20 protein-coding genes and 1 pseudogene are annotated in these 22,695 nt (G+C 69.1%); 12 read left to right on the forward strand and 9 right to left on the reverse strand.

Annotation, left to right across the window (positions count from 1 at the left end; genetic code table 11):
- Positions 1-106: 106 nt before the first annotated feature.
- Positions 107-865, forward strand: a complete 759-nt coding sequence (locus tag V9G19_RS08215; protein ID WP_462284968.1) for a transposase — start codon at positions 107-109, stop codon at positions 863-865.
- A gap of 46 nt (positions 866-911) precedes the next feature.
- A pseudogene (locus V9G19_RS08220) lies at positions 912-1,375 on the forward strand (IS630 family transposase); the annotation flags it as partial.
- Here V9G19_RS08220 and carA read toward each other — a convergent pair.
- Genes carA through pyrR form a run of 4 tightly spaced genes read right to left on the reverse strand, consistent with a single transcriptional unit; the run spans position 1,372 to position 5,385 of the window.
- The gene (gene carA, locus V9G19_RS08225; RefSeq protein WP_462284969.1) at positions 1,372-2,535 is read right to left on the reverse strand and encodes a glutamine-hydrolyzing carbamoyl-phosphate synthase small subunit; all 1,164 of its coding nucleotides are present in this window, start codon (positions 2,533-2,535) and stop codon (positions 1,372-1,374) included. The pseudogene V9G19_RS08220 and the gene carA sit on opposite strands and share 4 nt — an antisense overlap.
- Positions 2,532-3,851, reverse strand: a complete 1,320-nt coding sequence (locus V9G19_RS08230; protein ID WP_462284970.1) for a dihydroorotase — start codon at positions 3,849-3,851, stop codon at positions 2,532-2,534. The genes carA and V9G19_RS08230 overlap by 4 nt, the downstream gene beginning before the upstream one ends.
- Positions 3,848-4,798 (reverse strand): aspartate carbamoyltransferase catalytic subunit, encoded by a 951-nt coding sequence (locus V9G19_RS08235; protein WP_462284971.1) that lies wholly within the window; start codon positions 4,796-4,798, stop codon positions 3,848-3,850. The genes V9G19_RS08230 and V9G19_RS08235 overlap by 4 nt, the downstream gene beginning before the upstream one ends.
- On the reverse strand, positions 4,795-5,385 hold the full coding sequence (gene pyrR / locus V9G19_RS08240) for a bifunctional pyr operon transcriptional regulator/uracil phosphoribosyltransferase PyrR (protein WP_462284972.1): 591 nt from the start codon (positions 5,383-5,385) through the stop codon (positions 4,795-4,797). The genes V9G19_RS08235 and pyrR overlap by 4 nt, the downstream gene beginning before the upstream one ends.
- Before the next feature lie 412 nt (positions 5,386-5,797).
- On the opposite strand from pyrR, the gene V9G19_RS08245 reads away from it, so the two are divergent.
- Positions 5,798-7,624 carry a hypothetical protein gene (locus tag V9G19_RS08245; RefSeq protein WP_462284973.1) on the forward strand — a complete coding sequence of 609 codons (1,827 nt, stop codon included), beginning with the start codon at positions 5,798-5,800 and terminating at the stop codon, positions 7,622-7,624.
- Positions 7,625-7,661: 37 nt separating this feature from the next.
- Here V9G19_RS08245 and V9G19_RS08250 read toward each other — a convergent pair whose 3' ends face one another.
- Genes V9G19_RS08250 through efp form a run of 4 tightly spaced genes read right to left on the reverse strand, consistent with a single transcriptional unit; the run spans position 7,662 to position 11,708 of the window.
- Positions 7,662-9,488, reverse strand: coding sequence for a Type 1 glutamine amidotransferase-like domain-containing protein (locus V9G19_RS08250; protein WP_462284974.1), 1,827 nt, complete (start codon positions 9,486-9,488; stop codon positions 7,662-7,664).
- 45 nt (positions 9,489-9,533) lie between these two features.
- Positions 9,534-10,709: a GNAT family N-acetyltransferase gene (locus V9G19_RS08255; protein ID WP_462284975.1), complete on the reverse strand. Its 1,176-nt coding sequence runs from the start codon at positions 10,707-10,709 to the stop codon at positions 9,534-9,536.
- 11 nt (positions 10,710-10,720) lie between these two features.
- Positions 10,721-11,134 carry a transcription antitermination factor NusB gene (nusB, locus tag V9G19_RS08260; protein WP_462284976.1) on the reverse strand — a complete coding sequence of 138 codons (414 nt, stop codon included), beginning with the start codon at positions 11,132-11,134 and terminating at the stop codon, positions 10,721-10,723.
- A gap of 13 nt (positions 11,135-11,147) precedes the next feature.
- Complete coding sequence (gene efp / locus V9G19_RS08265) at positions 11,148-11,708, reverse strand: elongation factor P (RefSeq protein ID WP_462284977.1); 561 nt, start codon at positions 11,706-11,708, stop codon at positions 11,148-11,150.
- A gap of 188 nt (positions 11,709-11,896) precedes the next feature.
- Here efp and V9G19_RS08270 point away from each other — a divergent pair, with 188 nt between their 5' ends.
- From V9G19_RS08270 to V9G19_RS08285, 4 genes are all read left to right on the forward strand, one after another.
- Positions 11,897-12,616 (forward strand): SDR family oxidoreductase, encoded by a 720-nt coding sequence (locus V9G19_RS08270; RefSeq protein ID WP_462284978.1) that lies wholly within the window; start codon positions 11,897-11,899, stop codon positions 12,614-12,616.
- Positions 12,617-12,688: 72 nt separating this feature from the next.
- Entirely contained in the window at positions 12,689-14,260 is a 1,572-nt protein-coding gene (paaZ, locus tag V9G19_RS08275; protein WP_462284979.1) for a phenylacetic acid degradation bifunctional protein PaaZ, read from the forward strand.
- A 74-nt stretch (positions 14,261-14,334) separates the two neighbouring features.
- The gene (boxB, locus tag V9G19_RS08280; RefSeq protein WP_462284980.1) at positions 14,335-15,846 is read left to right on the forward strand and encodes a benzoyl-CoA 2,3-epoxidase subunit BoxB; all 1,512 of its coding nucleotides are present in this window, start codon (positions 14,335-14,337) and stop codon (positions 15,844-15,846) included.
- Positions 15,843-16,385 carry a GNAT family N-acetyltransferase gene (locus V9G19_RS08285; protein WP_462284981.1) on the forward strand — a complete coding sequence of 181 codons (543 nt, stop codon included), beginning with the start codon at positions 15,843-15,845 and terminating at the stop codon, positions 16,383-16,385. The genes boxB and V9G19_RS08285 overlap by 4 nt, the downstream gene beginning before the upstream one ends.
- Before the next feature lie 135 nt (positions 16,386-16,520).
- Here V9G19_RS08285 and V9G19_RS08290 read toward each other — a convergent pair whose 3' ends face one another.
- On the reverse strand, positions 16,521-17,366 hold the full coding sequence (locus V9G19_RS08290; RefSeq protein WP_462284982.1) for a PaaX family transcriptional regulator: 846 nt from the start codon (positions 17,364-17,366) through the stop codon (positions 16,521-16,523).
- 217 nt (positions 17,367-17,583) lie between these two features.
- On the opposite strand from V9G19_RS08290, the gene V9G19_RS08295 reads away from it, so the two are divergent.
- The 5 genes from V9G19_RS08295 to V9G19_RS08315 all read left to right on the forward strand — a co-directional run bounded on the left by V9G19_RS08295 (position 17,584) and on the right by V9G19_RS08315 (position 22,662).
- Positions 17,584-17,811, forward strand: coding sequence for a hypothetical protein (locus V9G19_RS08295; protein ID WP_462284983.1), 228 nt, complete (start codon positions 17,584-17,586; stop codon positions 17,809-17,811).
- Positions 17,811-18,155, forward strand: coding sequence for an ATP-binding cassette domain-containing protein (locus tag V9G19_RS08300; RefSeq protein ID WP_462284984.1), 345 nt, complete (start codon positions 17,811-17,813; stop codon positions 18,153-18,155). The genes V9G19_RS08295 and V9G19_RS08300 overlap by 1 nt, the downstream gene beginning before the upstream one ends.
- Before the next feature lie 139 nt (positions 18,156-18,294).
- Positions 18,295-20,022 carry a 2,3-epoxybenzoyl-CoA dihydrolase gene (gene boxC / locus V9G19_RS08305; RefSeq protein WP_462284985.1) on the forward strand — a complete coding sequence of 576 codons (1,728 nt, stop codon included), beginning with the start codon at positions 18,295-18,297 and terminating at the stop codon, positions 20,020-20,022.
- 1 nt (position 20,023) lies between these two features.
- A complete protein-coding gene (locus tag V9G19_RS08310; protein ID WP_462284986.1) occupies positions 20,024-21,595 on the forward strand; it encodes a benzoate-CoA ligase family protein in 1,572 nt (523 codons plus the stop codon).
- Positions 21,592-22,662, forward strand: a complete 1,071-nt coding sequence (locus V9G19_RS08315; protein ID WP_462284987.1) for an NAD(P)/FAD-dependent oxidoreductase — start codon at positions 21,592-21,594, stop codon at positions 22,660-22,662. Before V9G19_RS08310 ends, V9G19_RS08315 begins: the two co-directional genes overlap by 4 nt.
- The last annotated feature ends 33 nt before the right edge of the window (positions 22,663-22,695 follow it).

The raw sequence follows: 22,695 nt of genomic DNA on the forward strand, positions 1-22,695 counted from the left end.
TGTAATACAATCGCGACATTCTGATCGGAGCGCCTGACAAAGCCACAGCCCGCTCCAAGAGAAGATTGGGTTACCACACTCAAACCTCCAGATCGGGCCGTCGCGAATGTATTCTACCACCGGTTTCACCACGACCCAGATCGACCGTCTCGTCCTCCTGATCCGCGACCTGCAGAACGCGGGATATTCGCTGGCCTACCCGCCGTCGCTGGGGCTGCGGAAGTCGATCATCATCACCCTGACCTATCTGCGGCGAAACCACACCCAAGACGACCTGGCCGACCGGTACGCCACCTCCCAGCCCACGATCTCGCGGACGATCGCCGCGATGACCCCGGTGCTGGCCGACGCCACCGCCGACTGGATCCCGGTCGCGGACGACCTCGACCCCGAGGTCGTGCTGATCATCGACGGAACTCTGCTCCCGTGCTGGTCCTGGGCCGATGCCCCCGACCTCTACTCCGGCAAACACCACACCACCGGTGTCAACGTCCAGGTCGCCGCCACCCTCTCCGGCCGCCTGCTGTGGGTCTCCGATCCCCTTCCCGGGTCCACCCACGACCTGACCGCCCTGCGCGCCAGCGGCCTCCTGGACGGCGACCGTGCCGCCACGATCATCGCTGACAAAGGCTACATCGGCGCCGGCCTGATTACCCCCATCAAAAAGCCACCCAAGGGAGAACTCACCGACGACCGGAAACAATTCAACAAAGAACTCAACGCGATCCGCGCCACCATCGAACGAACCATCGCCCACCTGAAAACCTGGCGGATCCTCCACACCGACTACCGGCGGCCTTACCACACATTCGCTCAAACCATCACCGCTGTCCTCGGGCTACAATTCCTGAAACTAGCCTCGTGAATAAGCCTCCAGCGTTGACGTTGCGGGATGGGGATCGGCAGACGTCCGCCACGGCACCGCCACGCTCTTCGCCGCCCTGGAGATCGCGACCGGCAAAGTGACCGGGCTGACCAAGAACCGGCATCGTCACCAGGAGTTCCTGGTCTTCCTCAAACATCTCGCCCGCGCCTACCCCGACGTCGAGATGCACCTGGTCATGGACAACTACGCCACCCACAAGCACGCGAAAGTCCGCGAGAGTGGCTGGCGAAGAACCCGCGGATCCACGTCCACTTCACCCCGACGTCCGGGTCCTGGCTCAACCTCGTCGAGGTCTGGTTCAGCATCATCGAACGCCAAGCCATCCACCGCGCAACCTTCACCTCCGTGCGTGACCTGATGACGAAGATCCGCGCCTTCATCACCGGCTGGAACGAGCGCCGTCATCCCTTCGTCTGGGTCAAACCCGCCGACGACGTCATCGCCAAAATCAACCGCAAACGTAAACATGTTTCAGCGACGCCCCACTAGCGAGACGCCGCCAACATGGTGACAAACCGGTCGAAGAGATAGCCGGCATCGTGCGGCCCGGCCGCGGCCTCGGGGTGATATTGCACCGAGAACGCCGGCAGGTCGAGGCATTCCAAGCCCTCGACCACGTCGTCGTTCAGGTTGACGTGGGAGACCCGCACGCGCCCGTATGCCGCGTCCGCCGGCGCGATGACCGGCTCGCCGAGCGGGGCGTCCACGGCGAAGCCGTGGTTGTGGGCGGTGACCTCGACCTTGCCGGTCGTTAAGTCCTTGACCGGCTGGTTGATCCCCCGGTGGCCGTAGCGCAGCTTGTAGGTGCCGAAGCCGAGGGCCCGCCCGAGGATCTGGTTGCCGAAGCAGATGCCGAAGAACGGGATTCGGGCCGAGAGGACCCGCCGAAGCACCTCGACCTCGTGATCGGCAGTCGCCGGGTCGCCGGGACCGTTGGAGAAGAACACCCCGTCCGGCTCGACGGCGAGGATGTCGGCGAAGGTCGACGTGGCCGGCAGGACGTGGACCTCGATTCCTCGCCGCGCCATCAGCTCCGGGGTCATCGCCTTGATCCCGAGATCCAGGGCGGCGACGACGAAACGTTTCTCGCCTTGGGCGGCAACGACATACGGCTCCTGCGTGGCAACCTCGGGCGCGAGCTGGGCGCCGCTCATCGGGGCCGACTCCAAGACGATGGTGATCAGGTCGGGCAGGCTCTTGGCCGCCGCGTCACCGCTGAAGATTCCGACCCGCATGACGCCGCGCTCGCGCAGGTGCCGAGTCAGCGCCCGGGTGTCGATGCCGCTGATGCCGACGACGCCTTGCGCAGCCAGCTCCTCCTCCAGCGGGCGCCGGGAGCGCCAATTGGACGGCCGCGGAGCAGGATCGCGCACGACATAGCCGCTAACCCAGATCTGCGCGGACTCATCGTCCTCGTCGTTCCACCCGGTGTTGCCGATGTGCGGGGCGGTCATGATCACGACCTGGCGGTGATAGGACGGATCGGTGAGCGTCTCCTGATAGCCGGTCATGCCGGTGTTGAAGACCGCTTCCCCCACGGCGATCCCGCGAGCGCCGTATGCATGGCCGGTGAAGGACCGGCCGTCCTCCAAGACGAGGACCGCCGGCTCGCCGGCAAGCAGGTCGGTGGACACCACAGCGGCGCTCACCCGGCCACCACCTTTCCGTCCCGCGCGGTGACCACACCGCGCACGATCGTCGCGTGCACGGCGCCGGTGAACGACATACCGTGCCAGGGATTGTTGCGGGACAACGAGTTCGACGCGTCCTTGGCAACGGTGCGGCGTGCGGACGGGTCGACCAGCACGAGGTTGGCGGGCTCACCGACCGCGATCGGCCGTCCGTGACCGGCGAGCCGGGCAATCTGCGCGGGCCGCGCCGACATCCGAAACGCCAACTCGGCCAACGACATCCGCCCAGTCTCCACCATGAGGTCGTGCACCACGGCGAAGGCGCTCTCCAACCCGAGCATGCCAACGGCGGCGGCCTCGAAGGCGTGCTCCTTGTCGTGCCGCGCGTGCGGCGCGTGATCGGTGGCGACCGCGTCGAGGGTGCCGTCGGCCAGCGCCGCCCGCAGCGCCTCCTGGTCCTCGCTGGGCCGCAGCGGCGGATTGACCTTGAATACCGGGTCATAACCGCGCACGAGTTCGGTCCCCAGGGCCAGGTGGTGCGGCGTCACCTCGGCCGTGATGGCGATGCCCTGGCCTTTCGCCCAGCGGATGATCTCGACCGACTCCGCGGTCGAGACGTGGGCGACGTGAACCCGGGAGCCGGTATGCCGTGCCAGCTGCACATCGCGCGCGACGATGACCGATTCGGCGACGCCGGGCCAGCCCGGCAGGCCGAGGCGGCCGGAGATCTCGCCTTCGTGGCAGCACGCCGACTCCCCGGCAAGCGAGGGATCCTGCGCGTGCTGGGAGATGACACTGTCGAAGGGCTTGAGGTATTCCAGTGCGCGGCGCATGACCCGAGCGTTCTGCACGCACCTGCCGTCGTCGGAGAAGACCCGAACGCGCGCGCGGGAGCGCGCCATCAGCCCCAGCTCCGCGAGTTCTTCCCCCGCAAGACCCTTCGTCACCGCCCCGACGGGAACGACGTCGACCAGGCCAGCCGCACGCCCTCGGTCGAGGACGAACTCGGCGGCTTCCGCCGTGTCGGTGACCGGGGAGGTGTTGGCCATCGCGAGCACGGCCGTGAACCCGCCCGCGGCCGCGGCAGCCGATCCGGAGGCGATCGTCTCGGCATCCTCGCGGCCCGGCTCGCGCAGGTGGGTGTGCAGGTCGACGAAGCCGGGCAGCAGCACGAGCCCGTCCGCGTCGATGCGCTCGAGATCCGCGGGCGCGTCGACCGCGCCGATCTCGGCGACGACACCGTCACGCACGAGGATGTCGCCGCGCTCGCCATCCAGGATCCGTGCTCCGGTGATCAGCAGGCTGCCTGCGCGGGGATCACGCGAGGTGGTCATGCGACTTCCTCTCCAGCCAGCAGGTGATAGAGCACGGCCATCCGCACCGCGAGCCCTCCGGAGACTTGGTCGAGGATGATCGAGGCGTCCGATTCGGCCGCGTCGGCGCTGATCTCCAACCCCCGGTTCATCGGGCCCGGGTGCATGACCAGGGCCTCGGGGTTGCGCCGCAGCAGATCCGCCAGCCGAGTGCGGGTCAAGCCGTAGCCCACCGTGTATTCCCGGGCGGTCGGGAAGAAGCCGCCGCTCATCCGCTCGCGCTGGACTCGCAGCATCATCACCGCATCGGGGACGTCATCCCCAGCGAGCACATCGTCAAGGTCCCAGGACACGCCGAACTCCTCCTCGGCGGACCACGACTCGATCCCGGCCGGCATCAAGGTCGGCGGGGCGACCACCGTGACCCGCGCCCCCAGCGTCTTGAGCGTGATGACATTGCTGCGGAAGACCCGACTGTGCGTCAGGTCGCCCACAAGGACGACGTGTTTGCCGTCGAGGTCGCCGATTCGCGAGCGCAGCGTGTAGGCATCGAGCAGCGCCTGCGTCGGGTGCTCGTGGGTGCCGTCGCCGGCGTTGATCACCGACGCATCGACCCAGCCGGCGATCTGGTGGCACGCGCCGCTCTGGTTGTGCCGCACCACGAGGGCGTCGACGGCCATCGCGTTGATGGTCTGCACGCTGTCACGCAGGGACTCCCCCTTGGACGTCGAGGAGCCCTTGGCGGAGAGGTTGATCGTGTCGGCCGACATCCACTTCCCGGCGATCTCAAAGCTGGAGCGGGTGCGGGTGGAGTCCTCGAAGAAGAAGTTGATGATCGTGCGTCCGCGCAGCGTGGGCAGCTTCTTGACCTCGCGCCGCTGCACATCGTGCATCGACGCGGCCGTCGCCAAGATCGCCTCGATCTCCTCCCGCTCCAGGTCGGCGGCCGAGATCAGGTGCTTGGTCATCGCTCCTCCCCGCCGGCGATCCGCACGGTGTCCTCGAGGTGATCGACCTCGGCCAGGCGCACCTGGACCTTCTCGCTCGATGCTGTCGGGAGATTCTTGCCGACGTGATCAGCGCGGATCGGCAACTCGCGGTGGCCGCGGTCGACGAGCACGGCCAGCCGCACGGCGCGGGGTCGGCCGAGGTCGTTGAGGGCATCGAGCGCCGCCCGGATGGTCCGCCCGGAATAGAGCACATCGTCGACGAGCACGACGACGGCGCCGTCGATTCCCCCATCCGGGATGAGCGTGCGCATCGGCGCTCGGGTGGGCTGGCGGCGCAGGTCGTCGCGGTGCATCGTGATGTCGAGTTCCCCGACGGGGACCGTGATCCCCTCCACCTCGCCGATCAGGTCGGCCAGGCGCCGGGCCAGGGCGACACCCCGGGTGGGTATGCCGAGCAGGAGCAGGTCGGCGCCACCCTTGTTGTGCTCGATGATCTCGTGGGCGATCCGGCGCAGGCAACGGCCGATGTCGACCGCGGTCAAGACCGTCCGACCGGACGGATCGAGGGGTTGCTGTGCGGGCACGGGCGACCCGATGGGTGCCATGCGGCGGCTCCTTCCCTGCCTCGCCGGACAGGTCGTTAAAGGATGCGATCGAGCGCGAGTCTAGTCCGCGTGGGCCGGCTCGATTTCGCCAGTTCGCCATCGGGCGGGTTCGTCGGGTGTCCGCTCTTGCCTCTACTCTGGTGGCCAGGAACGGGCGAGTGCCTTAACGATGCGGCGAATGGGGCTGAGGGAAATGCGCAGAGTTGCTGCGGGCTGCCTGGTGACAGTGGGATTGCTCACAGCATCCGCGACATCGGTGTCGTCCGCCGATCCTGGCGGGCAACGGCCCAACTCGACCGCGACCGGCGCGAGCCAGCCGTCCTCGTCAGGCCAAGGAGGGAACGCACCCGGCTCGGCCGCGGCCTCCGAGACCTTGACCCCGTCACAAACCGAGCCGCTGTCCGCCGATGGTGTGGCGCCGATCGATTCGGCTCGCCCGGTCGAGCAGGCCAACCCCTATCTCGGGCTGCTGCCGAGCCTGCGTGGCGTGGACTTCGCCGCCTGGGCCGCCAAGGCCCGGCAGGAGGCGCGCACCCGCGCGGCCGACCCGGCCGTGCAGCAGGTGCGGGCCGCGGCTCGCACCCGCGGGCTGCGGGAGGCGCTCTCCTACACCGAGCGCGAGACGGGGTCGATCGCCGGGGGCAACGACAACCTGGCCACCGCCGAGCGGATCGACGGCTTTGGCCTGGGCTCGGGGCGCAATAACCAGGTCCGCATCGGCGGGACACTCGCGGACTCCGGTCCGGCAGTGCGCCCCCGACTGCACGCGCCGGAGGACAACGGCTCCATCCCGCTGGCCGCCGACACCGGAATCCGAGGCAATGCCGCCGTCAGGATCCCCGGACAGATCGGCGACGGACCACACGGGTCACGCGGCGACCGCAAGGGCGACTTCGACTGGTACAAGGTCGTCGCCAAGCCGGGCGAGACGATCGTGGCCGACCTCCAAGGCTCGATGGTCCCGGCAATCATCATGATCACCGACGACCGCGGCAACGAGCTGGGCACCGGCTTGAGCTTCGGCAGCCCAGGTTTCCCCAACGCCGCGGCCCGCTATCTCAGCACGACCGGTGGAACGTACTACATCTTCGTTGAGGGCATGTCCTCCTGGCAGAACGACCCGTTCAATTCCGGCTCCGGAGGTGGGGTCGGAGAGGAGGGGCTCTATACCCTGACCGTCGGCTCGTGGGTGGCCGACCGGGATGCCTTCCTCGTGCGCCTGAGCAAGGGCGACGTCCTCGGCGCCACGGTCGACGGCCAAGCACACTCCCTTTCGGTCCAGCGCCTCGACGGCAGTTATGCGACCGGGACGACCAACAACGACCTGAGCGGCAACTACCCGCCCGGCTCGCCCCTGCCGGGCGGCGGTCTGGCCACGGTGGCCTTCGTGGCCGAGACCGACGGGTGGTATGCCCTGGTCACCGAGCGCGGCGCCGGTCCCTACACGCTGAGCGCCGATGTCTACCGTCCCGCTCCGGAGAGCGACCCGTCATCGGCCGTCCAGAAGGTGGTGCTCGACTTCAACGGGGCGACGGTCAACCCCGCCACCTATGGCGGCAGCGCCGGGTCGGCGACGCTCGGCCCGTTGAAGTCCTTCGTTGCCAAGTGGGGCCTACCCGCCACGGCCCTACCTGCGCTGGCCGACAAGATCACCGCAACGGTCGCCGAGAACCTCCGGGCCGATCTGATCGCCAAAGGCAACAACCCCAATGTGGCCGTCGAGATCGTCAACGGCCTGAAGGCCCCGGACGACTTCGGCAAGCCCAATGTCGCCAAGGTCGTCGTCGGTGGGACGATCAAGCAGGCCGGCATCGAGACGATCGGGATCGCCCAGTTCATCGATCCGGGCAATTTCAGCCAGGAGGACTCCGCGCTGGTGTTGCTTGATGTCATGAGCGCCCCCAAGGGCTCCTCCGACGGCTCGCTGAACACCTACCTCACCCCCGGCAGCAACCGGCTCGACTTCGTCGGGCAGGCCATCGGCAATGTGGTCTCGCACGAGATCGGCCACCTGATCGGCAACTACCACACCGACAACGGCAACAACGTCACCTCGCTGATGGATGCCGGGGGGACGGGCTTTTGGCGGCTTTTCGGCACCGGCCCGGACAAGGTCGGCGGCACCGCCGACGACGGCGACACCGACCTGGCCACCGACACCTTCTTCCCCGCCGAGCCGTTCGTCGGCACCGAGAACACCCTCAACGTCGCCGCCTGGGCCTTCTCCGCCAAACGCTGACCGACGAGTTCGGGAGTGACCGGTTAGTCTCAGGGCCTCAGGAGCCGCGGCGCACGGACTCGCCCGGGGCGAAGACGTCGAGCACGACCCCGGCGGCGCCCATCGTGCCGTTCGCGCCGGTCCACGACCGCGCGCCCCGGCCGTCGGCAACGACGACCGAGCCGTCGATCACCCTGGCGCCACGCACACCCACCTCCAGGCCCGCGCCGGACGCGATGCCGACGGCGAGTTCGCCGCGGGCGGCGCGCACCCCGGCATACAGCCGGCCCCACTGGTAGTCACTGGTCAGCCAGGGAACGATCGTCACCGGAAGCAGCCGCAACCCGGGCAGCCAGCGCGCGTCGCTCGCCTTGAACGTGGCCACAGCCATGTCTTCGTAGTTGTCGTCGTCGGGTCGAGCCACTGGGGACCAGCGGGCCCCGAGTGCCGCGGCCATCGGGCCGTCAGCCAGGACAACCTTGTCCGAGCGCACGGCCGCCGCGACCAGGTCCCGGAAACGAGAGTCGGCCAGCGCGGGCCGCATGCGCGGCGGCGCGGAGGCGACCAGGGCGATCGCGGCGGCACCGGTGAGGTCGACGTCCTGCCAGCCGGCCGCGCCATAGCTGACCGTCTCGATCCGCCCGGTCCAGCCCGCCGCCTCGATGGCGGCCCGGTAGTCGGTGGCCGAGGCGTAGCCATCGGCGGAGATCACCACGAGCCGCGGGTTTGGCCCAGGCCCCGCGCCCAACCCCGCCCGCACGAAGCTTGGGATGACCCCGTCGGTGCCGAGGGCGCCGCCACCGAGGAACAGCCGGCCTGTCCCCGGGCCCGCCGGGAAGCGATAGTCAGCCGGCCGGCCGACGGTCACCGAGCGGCCGTCGCGGGACAGGACGCGCGTGCGCAGGTCGTATGCCGTGCGGTCAGTGAGCAGGTTGGTCACCACCGTGCGTGCCGACAGCAGCCGCTCCGGCCCGACCCACCGGTGGGTTGCGGTGAAGGTCTCGTAGTCGATGGTCGCGACGCCGCTGTGCCCAAACACGCCGGACAGCCGCGCGTCGCCGGTGTTGGTGATCCCGGTCTGGTAGTCGGCGCCCACTCCGACCGGGCTGGCGCCGGCGGAGCGTTCGTCGGCCAGGGCGATCGTCGACAGGCTGCGCCCGAACCGGCCGCGCTGGTAGAAGTGCTGGTCATAGATCGCCCGGCGTGACCCGACGGCCAACCCGCGCTCCCGGTCGCCGTCCGCGCCCCACCAGATCAGGGTCGCCTCGCGGCGCAGGCCGTCGGCCGGCCCGTAGTCGCCGACATAGCCGTTGATCATCGTTCGTGATTCGACGGCCGCGCCGGCGCTCGTGCCGGCGAGGACGACACCTCGCCGAATGGCCGCGGTCAGGGCGCTCTCGGCGGGTGATTCGGCGAGGACGTCCATCGCGATGCCCTGGTCGCCGCCGAGGATGTAGACGCCGTCCAGGCTGGGCAGCCGCAGCGCCGCGGACCGATCGGGGTTGAGGGCGTCGGCGCGGTTGAGCAGCACGGCGAGCCGGCCGACGCACCGCTTCGGGGCCGAGACGACCCGCCGGCAGGCGGCCACCACCTCACCGGTGCGTTCGCGCGCCAGCGCGATGTTCTCCGGGCGATCCGCCATGGCGTCGCCATACGCCGAGGGCACGACGGCGATGGTGACCGTCTCGTCGGCGCTGCGCGCGGCTGCTGCGGCCGCGAAGGCGTCCAGGGTCACCGGGTCGTAGTCGCCGCCGGTCGGCATCATCACGCTGGGGCGCGCCTGCTCGGCCGCCGCCCCCAGGCCGCCCACCCCCGCGGCCAGGCCAACCACCCCCGTGCCGGCGCCAATGACCTGGATGAGACGTCGTGCTCGGAGTGACTCCATGACGTGGAACCCTAACGGGGTCGCGGGTGACCTGCACCGGGTGAGCTATACCGCACCGTCTGCAGGACGGCCCGGCCGGCGCGGCCGACGGCCGATGATGTCGTGGTGGACGGCGCTCACCCGGGGGCGCAGCGAGGCCGCCGTGGCGGCGTCACCGAGGCGAATCAGTTCGTCGATGATCGTGCGCGTGGGGGGGAGCAGCAACACCTCGCCGGCCTCGGCCGCAGCGGCGACGCCGGCCAATGGCTCCCAGCGGGAATCGCTGGCCTCGGTGGTCGTATGCCGCCACTCCCCCCACCGATCCGGGGTCACCGCGGCGAGGAAGAAGTAGACATCGAAGCGTTTGGGGCAGTCGATCGGGGTGATCCAGTTGTCCCAGGGAATCAGGCCGGCGGGGTCGATCACCGCTGCCGCCTCCTCGCGCACCTCGCGCACCCCAGTGGCCAGCAGGAGACGGGCGGCACCGTGTGCCGACCCGGACAACGCCGCCGCACCCGTCCCCGCCCATGCCGCGGCGTGCTCCTCCAGCAGATCCGCCGAAACGTCGAGCTGCGCGGTGCGGTCGATCCGATCGATCCGCCCGCCCGGGAAAACCACGGCCCCTGCGGCGAAATCCATTGTGGCGACTCGATGTTGAACGAAGGCCTCGATCCCGCTCGGGCCGTCCCGGATCGGTATGACGCTCACCGCCGGCACGGGCGCCGGCTCATCGCGCACCTCGCAGGCCATCGTGATCCGCCGGCCCCAGCGCTCGAGCCCGGCCGCGCGCTCGGCGGCCACGAGCCCCTCGACCCACGGCGGGTCGGGCACCTCGACGAAGCCGTGCCGGGCATAGAACGGGCCGTTCCAGGCCACCTCGGCAAAGGTGCGCAACGTGATCGTCGAGACCCCCCGGTCCAAGGCGGCCCCGAGCGCGGCCCGCAGCAGCGAGGTCCCGATCCCCCGCTCGCGGACGTCGGCGTGCACCGACACCTGCTCCAGGTGGAGGTGCCCGCCGAGATCGAGGACGTGGGCGAAGCCGCATACCGGCTGCCCGGCAACGAGCAGGAACCCGGGCTGCGCCGCCCGCTGCTCCCCCGGAACGGACTCACCGAGCACACGGTGGTCCAGCCCGCGCGCACGGGACAGCTTCTCGAAGAGCACGTCCCCGGATGCCTCAATGGCGGCGAGCGCACCGAGGTCGTCCGGCTCGGCATACCGGATCGCGGTGGTCGTCAACATCGGCGAAGCAGTCAGGCGAGCGTTGGCTTGACCTGGGCGAGGCGGCCGAGCAGGCCACCCACGAACTTCGGCGAGTCGTCGGTCGACAATTGCGACGCCAGCGCGACGGCCTCGCTGATCGCTACCGGCGCGGGGACGTCATCGCCATACAGGATCTCGAAGGCGCCCAACCGCAAGATCGCCCGGTCGACAGCCGGCATCCGCTCCAGCGCCCAGCCCTGGCTATAGGTGGACAGCAACTCGTTGATGTCCCGCCAGTGCGCGACGACCCCGTCGACGAGCGCCGCGGTGTAGGGGCTCAGCGGCGCCGGTGTCACCGGCTCGGCGAGCCGCTGCTGCAGCAACTCGCCGAGGTTGAGCCCGCGCGCTTCGGCCTCGAAGAGCAGGTCGAGAGCGCGTTTGCGAGCCTTGGTGCGTGCCGCCATCCGAGATCGAGAATCAGTTGACGCGGCCGAGGTAAGACCCGTCGCGGGTGTCCACCTTGACCTTCTCGCCGGTCTCGATGAACAGCGGCACCTGGATCTGGGCCCCCGTCTGCACCGTCGCCGGCTTGGTGCCGCCGGTGGAGCGGTCACCCTGCAGGCCGGGCTCGGTGTAGGTGATCTCCAAGACCACGGAGGCGGGCAGCTCGATGTAGAGCACGGACCCGTCGTGCCGGGCGACGATCGCGTCCTGGTTCTCCAGCATGTACTTCGCCGCATCACCGACGACCTCCGGGCCGACCGGTAGCTGGTCGTAGGTGTCCGGGTCCATGAAGACGTAGTCGCTGCCGTCGTTGTAGAGGTATTGCATCGTCCGCTTGTCGACATTGGCGGTTTCGACCTTGACCCCGGCATTGAAGGTCTTGTCGACGACCTTGCCGGACATGACGTTTTTGAGCTTGGTGCGCACGAACGCCGGCCCCTTGCCGGGCTTGACGTGCTGGAACTCCACGACGGTCCACAGCTGCCCGTCGATATTGAGGACAAGACCGTTCTTGAGGTCATTGGTGGTCGCCACGGAAAGTCTCTCTCGCGCATCGGATCGTATGCCGCGTGCCCTACCGGGACACGCGTCACCACCCGAGGGGGTGGTGGGGATGCTCCATTCTACCGGCGCCTGAGAACGTCCCGACATGCGCTACACATCGATGGCGCGAATCGTCTAGAGTGTAGAACGATCAGTCCCCCGCTGTGAGGAAGGTGACCATGGCAGCCGCGGTTGCGCTCGTGCTGGGAGGTGGGGGCGGGATCGGCGCCGCGGTGGTGCGCCGACTGGCCAGCGACCACACCGTCCTGATCCACTACCACACCCATGCCGACCGCGCCGAGGCCCTCGAGGCCGAGGTGCGCGCGGGCGGGTCGCACGCCGAGACACTCGGCTCCGACGCGACGACGGAGGAGGGGGTGCTCGCCGCGTTCGATGCGGCCGAAGCACTCGGCGAACTCGCCGTCGTCGTCGACTGCGTCGGGCGCTGGGACTTCCCGCGGCTGACCGAGCTGAGCGCCGCGGAAATCGACTCCTCGCTCGCCCTTAACCTGCGCTCGGCGCTGCTCATCCTGCGCGAGAGCGCCCGCCGGGTTTGTGACGGCGGCCGGATCGTCATGATCTCGAGCGTTGCCGCGGCGCTGGCCCCACCCCGGCACGCGACGTATGCCGCAGCCAAGGCCGGCCTCGAGGCCGCCTCGCGGGTCGCCGCCAAGGAACTCGGCTCCCGGGGCGTCACCGTCAACGTCGTCCGCCCCGGATCCACGGACACCGAGACGCTGCATGAGACCACCTCGCCCAAGGCCATCGAGGCGATGTCTCGCCAAAACGCGATGCGTCGGCTCGGCACCCCGGAGGATATCGCCGGGGCCGTCGCGATGCTCGTCTCCCCCGCTGCCGGCTGGGTGACCGGGGCCACGGTCGACGCGACCGGCGGCTGAGATGGCCGGATTCACCGCAACCCGGTCGGCCGCAGGCGGCCGCATCCTGCACACCTGGACAAAGGAGACCCCGTGAACGACACCGCGATCCTGCCCAGCTATCTCGTCGGCTCGTGGCAGTCCGGCACCGGCGACGGCGCCGAGGTCAAGGATGCCGTGACCGGCGAGACCGTATGCCGCGTCAGCAGCGCGGGGCTCGACATCGCCGCTGCGGTCGAGCATGCCCGCACCGTCGGCGCCCCCGCCTTGGCGGCCCTGACCTTCCACGAGCGCGCCGGCATCGTCAAGCAGCTCGCCCTCGCCCTCTCCGAGCGCAAGGCCGAGCTCTACGAACTCTCCGCCCGCGCCGGCGCCACCGCCCGGGACGCCGGGGTCGACGTGGACGGCGGCTTCGGCACCGCGCTCGTCTTCTCCTCACTTGCCCGCAAGGGCCTGCCGGATGCCACCGTCGTGGCCGAGGACGAGTTCATCGGCCTCGGCAAGGAGGGCAGCTTCGGCGGCCGCCACCTGCTCACCACCCCGCGTGGCGGCGTGGCCGTCCAGATCAACGCGTTCAACTTCCCGGTCTGGGGGATGCTCGAAAAGCTCGCCCCGGCGCTCATCGCCGGCGTGCCGAACATCGTCAAGCCGGCCACGCCGACGGCATACATCGCTCAGCGGGCAGTCGAGATCATGCTCGAGTCGGGCGCCTTGCCGGAGGGCGCGCTCCAGCTCGTCTGCGGCAGCATTCCCGGCCTGTTCGATCAGCTCGGCGGGCAAGACCACGTCGGGTTCACCGGGTCGGCTGCCACCGCGGCCCGGCTGCGCGGCGATGCGGCGGTCACCCAGCGCTCGCTGCACCTCAACGTCGAGGCCGACTCGCTCAACGCCTCGGTGCTCGGCCCGGACGCCACCCCCGACTCTCCCGAGTTCGGGCTATTCGTCAAGGGCCTGGTCACCGAGATGACCGTCAAGGCCGGGCAGAAGTGCACCGCGATCCGGCGCGCCCTCGTTCCCGCCGCCCAGCTTGAGGCGGTCACCGAGGCGGCCAGCGCGGCGCTCGGCAAGGTGGTCGTCGGTGCCCCCGGCGCCGAAGGGGTGCGCATGGGCGCGCTGGTCGGCACCGAACAACGCGATGACGTGCGCGCCGCGGCCGACCGGCTCGCGGCCGCAGGTCGACTCGTCTTCGGCGATCCCCAGCAGGTCGCGGTCGTCGGCGCCGACGCCGACCGCGGCGCCTTCCTCTCCCCGCTGCTCATCAGCGCTGACCCGCAGCAGGTCGCCCCGCATGAGGTCGAGGCGTTCGGCCCGGTGAGCACCCTGCTGCCGTATGCCGATCCGGCCGACGTCGTGCCGATCCTCGCCCGCGGTCAGGGCTCGCTGGCGGGGTCGGTCGTCTCGCACGACCCGGACTTCGTGCGCGAGGTCGTGCTCGGTGCGGCGTCCCACCACGGCCGGATCCTCGTCCTCGACCGCGATTGCGCTGCCGAGTCCACCGGGCACGGCATCCCGATGCCGCAGCTGGTGCACGGCGGCCCGGGCCGCGCCGGCGGCGGCGAGGAGGAGGGCGGGTTGCGCGCCGTCCACGCCCATCTGCACCGCACCGCCGTGCAGGGCAGCCCGACGGCCTTGGCGATGCTCGCCGGCGAGGACGTGCCCGCATGAAATACTCCACAAGGCATTGATCGATCGACCGCCTTCATGTAGAACTTATTAGACACCAGAATCGAGGAGAACCCATGACGACCGTTGACAACCGCATCGGCACGGCGCCGGAGCCCGAGGGCCCCACCAGCCCGATCGACTACTCCCAGAAAATCCCCAACAACGTCGACCTCGCCAGCGACCGCCGCCTGCAGCGGGCCCTGGAAGGCTGGCAGCCGAAGTTCATCGACTGGTGGAAGAGCCTCGGGCCAGCCCTGCCCACCGAGGAGGTCTATCTGCGCACCGCGGTCGCGGTCGGGCGCGACGGCTGGGCCCACTTCGAGCACGTGCCCATGGAGGAATACCGATGGGGCATCTTCTTGGCCAACCAGGACCCGGAGCGCAAGGTCAACTTCGGCAAGCACAAGGGCGAGCCGGCCTGGCAGGAGGTCCCGGGCGAGCACCGCGCCGACCTCATGCGGCTGATCGTCGTCCAGGGCGACACCGAGCCCGCCTCGGTGGAACAGCAACGGCGCCTCGCGATGACCGCACCGAGCATCTACGACATGCGCAACCTCTTCCAGGTCAACGTCGAAGAGGGCCGCCACCTGTGGGCCATGGTCTACCTGCTGCACGCCTACTTCGGCCGCGAGGGACGCGAAGAGGCCGAGCAGCTGCTCAAGCGCAACTCCGGTGACTACGACAACCCGCGCATCCTTGGCGCCTTCAACGAGAAGACGACCGACTGGCTGCAGTTCTTCATGTTCACCTACTTCACCGACCGCGACGGCAAATACCAGCTCGGCGCGCTCAAGGAGTCGGCGTTCGACCCGCTGGCCCGTTCCTGCGAGTTCATGCTCAAGGAAGAGGCGCACCATATGTTCGTCGGCACGACCGGCGTCCAGCGGACCCTGGAGCGCTCCGCGCAGCTGGTCAAGGAGCACGGGACCGACCACATCTGGCAATACGGCGGCATCCCGGTCAACGTCGTCCAGAAGTACCTCAACTTCCAGTACTCGGTCTCGATGGACCTGTTCGGGTCCGAGCAGTCGACCAACGCGGGCAACTACTACACCGCCGGCCTCAAGGGCCGCTGGATGGAGACCCGCCGCAAGGACGACCACGTGCTGGTCGACGACACCCGGGAGATGCGTTACGTCGAGGACGGTCAGATCAAGACCCGGACCGTGCCGGCGCTCTCGGTGCTCAACCTCGACCTGCGTGACGAGTACTCGGCCGACTGCGCCAACGGGGTCAACCGCTGGAACCAGGCCCTGGAGGACGCCGGTCTCGATGTCCGGCTGCACCTGCCGCACGAAGGCTTCAACCGTGCGGTCGGCGTTTACGCCGGCCACCACGTCAGCCCGGACGGCGAGGTCCTTGATGACGCCACCTGGGCGGCACGCAAGGACGAGTGGCTGCCCAGCGATGAGGACCGCGAGCGCGTCGCGGCCTTGATGCGGCCGGAGTACGAGTACGGCAAGTTCGCCGGTTGGATTGCGCCGCCGTCGACGGGCATCAACGACAAGCCCGTTGAATTCGACTACGTCCACCTCTACGGTGACTACGACTACACCAAGGCCCTGGAGGAAGAGGGACTCTCATGACCTTGAGCTGGACCCGCGAGGACAATCCGACCTGGGACGCCGACAAGCAGCGCATCGTCGGCGGGGCCCCGGCCGGGGTCTTCGACCTCGCGTTCACGGACGGTCAGGCGCTCCCCGGGGACTGGTTCGCGGCCCGCGAGGGTGACAGTGTGGTCGGCTACGGCTGGCTGGACGTCACCTGGGGCGGCGACGCCGAGGTGCTCTTCGCCGTCGACCCGTCCGCACGTGGCAAGGGCGTCGGGTCCTGGGTGATGGAACAGGTCGAGGGTGAGGCCGCGGCCCGGGGCGTGAACTACGTCTACAACACGGTCCGCGACTCTCACCCGGACCGCGACACGGTTCACGACTGGCTGCTGGTGCGCGGCTACCGCGGCAACGAGAGCGACGCCACCTTGCGCAAGCGGGTCGGCCTCCCGACGTCCTCGGCACCGGCGGCGTCGTCGGCGCCCGCGGCAGCCGCCACGCTCCCGGACGACGCTCGCGGGCCGGGCCACGAGGAGAGCGGCGGCTACGTGTCCGTCGAGGAGCACCAGTACTAGTCACCCCACAAAGTTCTGCGCTCGCAAGCTCGCTCCGATACTTTGCGGGGACCCCGACAATTGCCAGACGCCCCCTAGGCCGACCCGCTCGGAACCCGTTTGATAGGCCCTGGCGCCGCCCGGCGCCAGGGCCTATCAAATGCGGGCGTCCCAAACGGCTTCCATTCGCCGCCACTCCCGCTGAGCGGAGCGGTGCCACTGGTCTCGGCGCCGGTGAAAGAGGGCCGCCGCCGTGATACCGGGCCAGTCCCGACGCAGCAACTCGGCCGGCAGCGCGGCGTCGAGGAACGGGAAGGCCCGCCACTCGTGGATGAGGCGCACCTGGGCGACGAAGGCCTCCGCGTCGCTGTGGACCTCGAGATCACCGAAGGTGTCCAGGAAGCCCAGATAGAGCGTGGCGACCGAGTCCAGGTCCCACGCGCTCGCGATCAGCTCGGACTCCGGCGTCGCACCGGCATACGGGCCGGTCCAGGTGAACGCACGCTCGGTCAACCCCAGTTCGTCGACCGTGGCGAGCACTTCCGCTTCGCGGGAGGCGTCCGGAATGACCCACAGGCCGGGGGACGGGGAGCCCATGCCCATCCAGCTGAGGCGGGTGCGCAGCCGGTGACGCAGCCGGCGTTGGGTTTCGGGGACTCCCACCGAGAGGACAACCCATTTTCGATCCCAGCGGCGATGGGTGCGCAGGAAGGTGTAGATCCGCTCCTGCCCCTCGGTGAGCAGCGCCGCGCCGGCGTCGGTGAGTTCCCACCGCACCCGGCGGCCGTGTCGCGTCGAGCGCAGCAGCCCGTCGGCCGCGATGCGAGCCAGGGCCTGCCGGGCGGCCTTTTCCTCCACGCCGAGGGCGGCGAGGGCCTCGACGAGCGAGCCGGTCCAGGCTTGGCCGGTGCCCGCGTGGACGAATTCGCCGAGAATCGTGGTCAACAAAGCGCGCGCGCTCGCTGGACTCGGCGACAGCTCATCCGCCGCGAGAGCATCCATCACCTCGACTCCCTTCGTTCGGCACGGCCTCGGCCCCGATTCGCGCGGCGCAGCGCTCACGTGGGTAGAACCAGCAAATCATTCCTCAGAACCGTGACGCAAGCACGCTTGGTTGTCGAGCGAACCGCGGAGACAGCTAGCCCCGAAACCCCGGGCCGGGTTCGGCGACAACGGCGCGGGTGAGACCCTGGCGCTCCTCGGTCGCAATGGGGTCGGCATGACAACGCTCCTGGAAACGATCATCGGCCTCGTGCGTCAGACCCGGGGCTCGATCACCCTCGACGGCCTCGACCTCGCCGGACGACCCACCCACCCAGATCGCCCGGGCCCAAATCGCGATCGTCCCCCAGGGCCGCCGTGTCTTCGCGTCGCTCACCGTGCACAACAACCTGCGCATCGCCGAGTCAGCCCGGAGAGTGGGCCATCGAGCGCGTCTATGACCTGATGCCACGGCTGCGGGAGCGCCGCCACAACCGTGGTGACCAGCTCGCCGGCGGTGATCAGCAGATGCTCGCGATCGGCCGGGCGCTGCTGCTCGGTCCCAAGCTAGTGCTCCTCGACGAGCCCAGTGACGGGCTCGCGCCGACGGTTGTCGACCAGGTGATGGCGGTGGTGAAGTCATTGACCGCGACCGGGATCTCGGTCCTCATCGTCGAACAGGACCTCCGCGCCGCCTTCAGCGTCGCCGGCCGCGTCGTCGTTATGAGCAAGGGCCAGATCGTCCACGAGGCGAGCATCGCGGCCTTCCGATCCGACCCAGGCCGCGCCCGCGAACTCCTCGGCGTGTGAAAAGTGGCGTCCCAATCCGAGGCACCGACCGGGAGCGCACGCGACCGTCCAAATGCTCTACAGGAACTTGACGAGACGGAGGCATATCGTAGAAAATCAGAGCCTGCCTTTCGTGACCCGTCGTGCCTACGGAGGAACAATGTCCGATCCCACCGCCACCATCGAGCGGGACAACCCCGCCACGAGCCAACCCCAGCAGCCATCGGGCGCGCCGGTCGTCTCCTTCGCCACTTCGCCCGAACAGTACAAGCACTGGCGCCTCGATGTCGACGGCCCCGTCGCGACGGCCACCCTCGCCGTCGACGAGCACGGCGGCCTCGTCGAGGGGTATGAGCTGAAGATGAACAGCTACGACCTCGGCGTCGACATCGAACTCTACGACCTCGTCCAGCGCCTGCGCTTCGAGCACCCCGAGGTCAAGGCGGTCGTCATGACCGGTGGTCTGGAGCGGATGTTCTGCGCCGGCGCCAACATCCGCATGCTCGCCGCCTCCCCGCACTCGTGGAAGGTGAACTTCTGCAAGTTCACCAACGAGACTCGCAACGGCATCGAGGACGCCACCGAGAACTCCGGACAGCGCTGGATCGCCGCTCTCAACGGGACCGCCGCGGGCGGCGGCTACGAGCTCGCCCTCGCCTGCGACGACATCGTCCTGATCGACGACGGCGCCTCGGTCGTCTCCCTGCCCGAGGTGCCGCTGCTCGGCGTGCTTCCCGGCACCGGCGGCCTGACCCGGGTCGTCGACAAGCGACACGTCCGCAAGGACCGCGCCGACCTCTTTGCCACCAAGTCGGAAGGGTATCGCGGCAAGACCGCCTTGGAGTGGGGGCTGATCGACGCCACCGTGCCACGCAACGCCTGGGCGACCGAGATCCGCAAGCGGGCGCTCGAGGCCGCGCAGGCGTCCACCCGCGACGGCGAGCAGGGCATCAAACTCACCCCGCTCGAGCGGTCCACGGACGGCGACACGATCACCTATCCGCACGTCAGCGCGACCATCGACCGGGCCGGCCGGCGGGTCGACATCGTGCTCACCGGACCGAGCGAGGCACCCCCAGCCGACGCTACCGCTATCCACGGCCAGGGCGCTGCCTACTGGCCGCTCGCGCTGACCCGCGAACTCGACGACCTGATCCTGCACCTGCGCACGAACGAACTCGAGATGGGCACCTGGGTCCTGCGCACCACCGGCGACCAGGACCTCGTGCTCCAGTACGACGCTCAGCTGGAAGAACTCGCCGACAACTGGCTCGTCAACGAGATCAACCACTACCTCAAGCGCACCCTCAAGCGCCTCGACGTCACCAGCCGCAGCCTCATCTCGGTCATCGAGCCGGGCAGCGCTTTCGTCGGAGTCCTCGCCGAGGTCGCGCTGGCCAGCGATCGGCAATACATGCTCGACGGTGTCTACGAGGACATCGACCCCGACGCTGAACCGGCCACGATCCGCCTCACCAGCGCCAACACCGGCCGATACCCGATGGGCAACGGTCTCAGCCGGCTGCAGTCCCGGTTCTGGGGACGCCCGGACGAGTTCGAGCGCGCGACCGCCACGGTGGGGACCGATCTCGACGCCAAGGCCGCCGACGCGGCTGGCCTGGTCACGATGGCCTTGGACGACATCGACTTCGAGGACGAACTGCGAATCGTCCTCGAAGAGCGCGCCTCGCTATCCCCGGACGCACTCACCGGCATGGAAGCCAACCATCGCTTCGTCGGTCCCGAGACCGTCGAGACCAAGGTCTTCGGCCGGCTGACGGCCTGGCAGAACTGGATCTTCATCCGACCCAACGCCTCCGGACCCGAGGGCGCGCTGCGCCGGTTCGGCAGCGGGCAAAAGGGCTCCTACGACAAGAAGCGGGTGTGACTTGACATTCAACGCCGCCGAGTGGCTGATCGACCGACACCTTGCCGAGGGCGGTGGCGACCGGATCGCCGTCGACACGCCCAGCGGAACGACGACCTATGCCGAGCTGAGCGAGCTGACCGGCAAGGTCGCCGCCGGCCTGCGCTCTCTCGGGTTGCGGCGGGACGACCGGATCGTCTTTGTCGCCAACGACGACCTGCCGAGCTTCTCCGGCATCCTTGGGGCCTTCCGCGGCGGCTTCGTCGCCATCCCGGTCTCCACGATGTTCGGCCCCCAAGAGTTGACGACGGTGATCGCCGACTCGGGGGCACAGGTCGTGTGCGCGAGCGCCGCCTTCGCACCGCAGGTGGCCGCGGCGGCCCAGAACTGCCCGGAGCTGCGCACGATCATCTGGGATGGCGACCCCGGCGACGTCACCCTCCCCGAGCGGGTGAGCTCCATGCCATTCGACGATGTCGTCTCGGCTGGTGCTGCGGCGGACGAGGCCGAGCGCGCGGTGGTGCCGACCGACGAGGACGCCTGGGCGCTGTGGCTCTACACGTCCGGCACCACCGGCAAGCCCAAGGGCGCGATGCACCGGCACGCGAACATCAGGCACGTCGTCGAGACCTACGGCAAACAGGTCCTGCAGATCCAACCCAACGACCGCTGCTTGTCTGTGGCCAAGTTGTTCTTCGCCTACGGCATCGGCAACAGCATGTTCTTCCCGCTCGCAGTCGGCGCGACGACGGTTCTCGAACCCGCCCGCTCGACGCCCGCCGGGATGGTCGAGCGAATCCGGGCCGGCGCACCGACGCTTTTCTTCGGGGTCCCGACCTTCTTTGCCGGGCTCGTCGCGAGCAGTGACATTCCGGATGACATTTTCGCCGGGATCCGCTACTCCGCATCGGCCGGGGAGGCCCTGCCCAAGCCGTTGCAGCAGAAGGTCAAACAACGCTTCGGTCTGGACATCCTCGACGGAATCGGGTCGACCGAATGCCTGCACATCTTCTTGTCGAACTCCCCTGGCGACATTCGCGAAGGCACGACCGGTAAACCGGTTCCCGGCTACGACATCGTGCTCCGCGACTCCGACGGCAATCTCCTCGGAGACGGCGAACCGGGCACCCTTTACGTGCGCGGTGAGTCGATCGCCCTCGGCTACTGGCGACGCACCGACGCCTCCCGGCAGGTCTTCCAGGGCGAATGGGTCAACACCGGCGACACCTACGTGCGCGACGAGGACGGCTACTACACCTGCCTCGGCCGCAGCGGCGACATGCTCAAGGCGGGCGGCATGTGGGTCTCCCCTGCCGAGGTCGAGTCGCGTCTGCTGGCTCATGACGCCGTCCTGGAGTGCGTCGTCGTCGCCCTGCCCGACCACGAGGGCATCGACAAACCGGTGGCCTGCGTCATCACCCAGGGCGAGGTGACCGAGGACGAGCTCGATGCCTGGTGCCGGGCCGGTCTGGCTGCCTTCAAACGACCCCGGCGGGTCTACTTTGTGGACGAAATCCCCAAGACCGCCACCGGCAAGCTGCAGCGCTACAAGGTGCGCGAAATCGTCCACGCCATCGAGTACGGGTCGCCATGAGCAACAACGGCTCCTCGCCGAGCGCCTTGACCGACGACGTCGACGTTCTCATCGTCGGCGCCGGTCCGGTCGGTCTGTTCGGGGCCTACTATGCCGGGGTCCGGGGCCTGCGCACGGCCGTTGTCGACTCGCTCAGTCAGGTCGGTGGCCAAGTGAGCGCCATGTACCCGGAGAAGCAGATCTACGACATCGCCGGCTTCCCGGCCGTCAGCGGCCGCGACCTGATCGCCGGGCTCGTCGAGCAGGCCGCGCAATACCAGCCGACGTATCTGCTGGGACAAGAAGCACAGACCCTGCATCGCGAACCCGATCCCGGCGGTGGCATCGACCGGCTCGTCGTCACCACCAGCGCCGGCACCAAGATTGTGACCCGCACGATCGTCGTAACCGGCGGGATCGGCACCTTCACCCCCCGCCCGTTGCCGGCCGGCGAGGACTTCCTCGGCCGCGGCCTGGAATACTTCGTGCCCGACCCGGCGAGCTACGTCGGCCGTGCCGTCGTCATCGTCGGCGGCGGCGACAGTGCCGTCGACTGGGCGCTCATGCTGCATCCGATCGCGTCGTCGGTCACCCTGGTGCACCGCCGCGACCAGTTCCGCGCTCACCACGGCTCGGTCGAGGCGCTGCACGCGTCGCCGGTCACGGTCATCACCAACGCTCAGGTGACCGCGACCCGCGGTGACCGCACCCTAGAAGAGGTGACGATCACCCCGAACCCGGTTAAGGGTCCAGATGGGGTGGTCAAGGGCGAGCCGCAGACGCTCCCGTGCGAGCGCCTCGTCGCCGCCCTCGGCTTCACGGCGAATCTCGGGCCGCTGCGGGAGTGGGGCGTCGACTTGCATGACAACCGGCACCTGATCGTCGACAGCGCGATGCGGACCAATGTGCCGGGCATCTTCTCGGCCGGTGACATCACCGAATACGACGGCAAGGTGCGCCTGATTGCCGTCGGCTTCGGCGAAGTTGCGACCGCGGTCAACAACGCGGCGGTGCATATCGACCCCGAGGCCCAGCTCTTCCCCGGACACTCCACCGACAACCCCCATCCGGTGGCGCTGACCACGTGACCGGCACCGCTGCGGCGGCGGCCCGCTACCTTA

This window comes from Nostocoides sp. (assembly GCF_037045025.1).
In the GTDB taxonomy this organism is placed as follows: domain Bacteria; phylum Actinomycetota; class Actinomycetes; order Actinomycetales; family Dermatophilaceae; genus Nostocoides_A.

Coding starts and splice junctions, on each gene's coding strand:
- V9G19_RS08215 (WP_462284968.1), top strand. CDS start 107: ATGTATTCTACCACCGGTTTCACCACGACCCAGATCGACCGTCTCGTC.
- V9G19_RS08255 (WP_462284975.1), bottom strand. CDS start 10,709: ATGTTGACGACCACCGCGATCCGGTATGCCGAGCCGGACGACCTCGGT.
- V9G19_RS08295 (WP_462284983.1), top strand. CDS start 17,584: ATGACAACGCTCCTGGAAACGATCATCGGCCTCGTGCGTCAGACCCGG.
- V9G19_RS08250 (WP_462284974.1), bottom strand. CDS start 9,488: ATGGAGTCACTCCGAGCACGACGTCTCATCCAGGTCATTGGCGCCGGC.
- V9G19_RS08230 (WP_462284970.1), bottom strand. CDS start 3,851: ATGACCACCTCGCGTGATCCCCGCGCAGGCAGCCTGCTGATCACCGGA.
- V9G19_RS08300 (WP_462284984.1), top strand. CDS start 17,811: ATGCCACGGCTGCGGGAGCGCCGCCACAACCGTGGTGACCAGCTCGCC.
- nusB (WP_462284976.1), bottom strand. CDS start 11,134: ATGGCGGCACGCACCAAGGCTCGCAAACGCGCTCTCGACCTGCTCTTC.
- boxC (WP_462284985.1), top strand. CDS start 18,295: ATGTCCGATCCCACCGCCACCATCGAGCGGGACAACCCCGCCACGAGC.
- V9G19_RS08290 (WP_462284982.1), bottom strand. CDS start 17,366: ATGGATGCTCTCGCGGCGGATGAGCTGTCGCCGAGTCCAGCGAGCGCG.
- V9G19_RS08235 (WP_462284971.1), bottom strand. CDS start 4,798: ATGACCAAGCACCTGATCTCGGCCGCCGACCTGGAGCGGGAGGAGATC.
- V9G19_RS08285 (WP_462284981.1), top strand. CDS start 15,843: ATGACCTTGAGCTGGACCCGCGAGGACAATCCGACCTGGGACGCCGAC.
- V9G19_RS08270 (WP_462284978.1), top strand. CDS start 11,897: ATGGCAGCCGCGGTTGCGCTCGTGCTGGGAGGTGGGGGCGGGATCGGC.
- pyrR (WP_462284972.1), bottom strand. CDS start 5,385: ATGGCACCCATCGGGTCGCCCGTGCCCGCACAGCAACCCCTCGATCCG.
- boxB (WP_462284980.1), top strand. CDS start 14,335: ATGACGACCGTTGACAACCGCATCGGCACGGCGCCGGAGCCCGAGGGC.
- V9G19_RS08315 (WP_462284987.1), top strand. CDS start 21,592: ATGAGCAACAACGGCTCCTCGCCGAGCGCCTTGACCGACGACGTCGAC.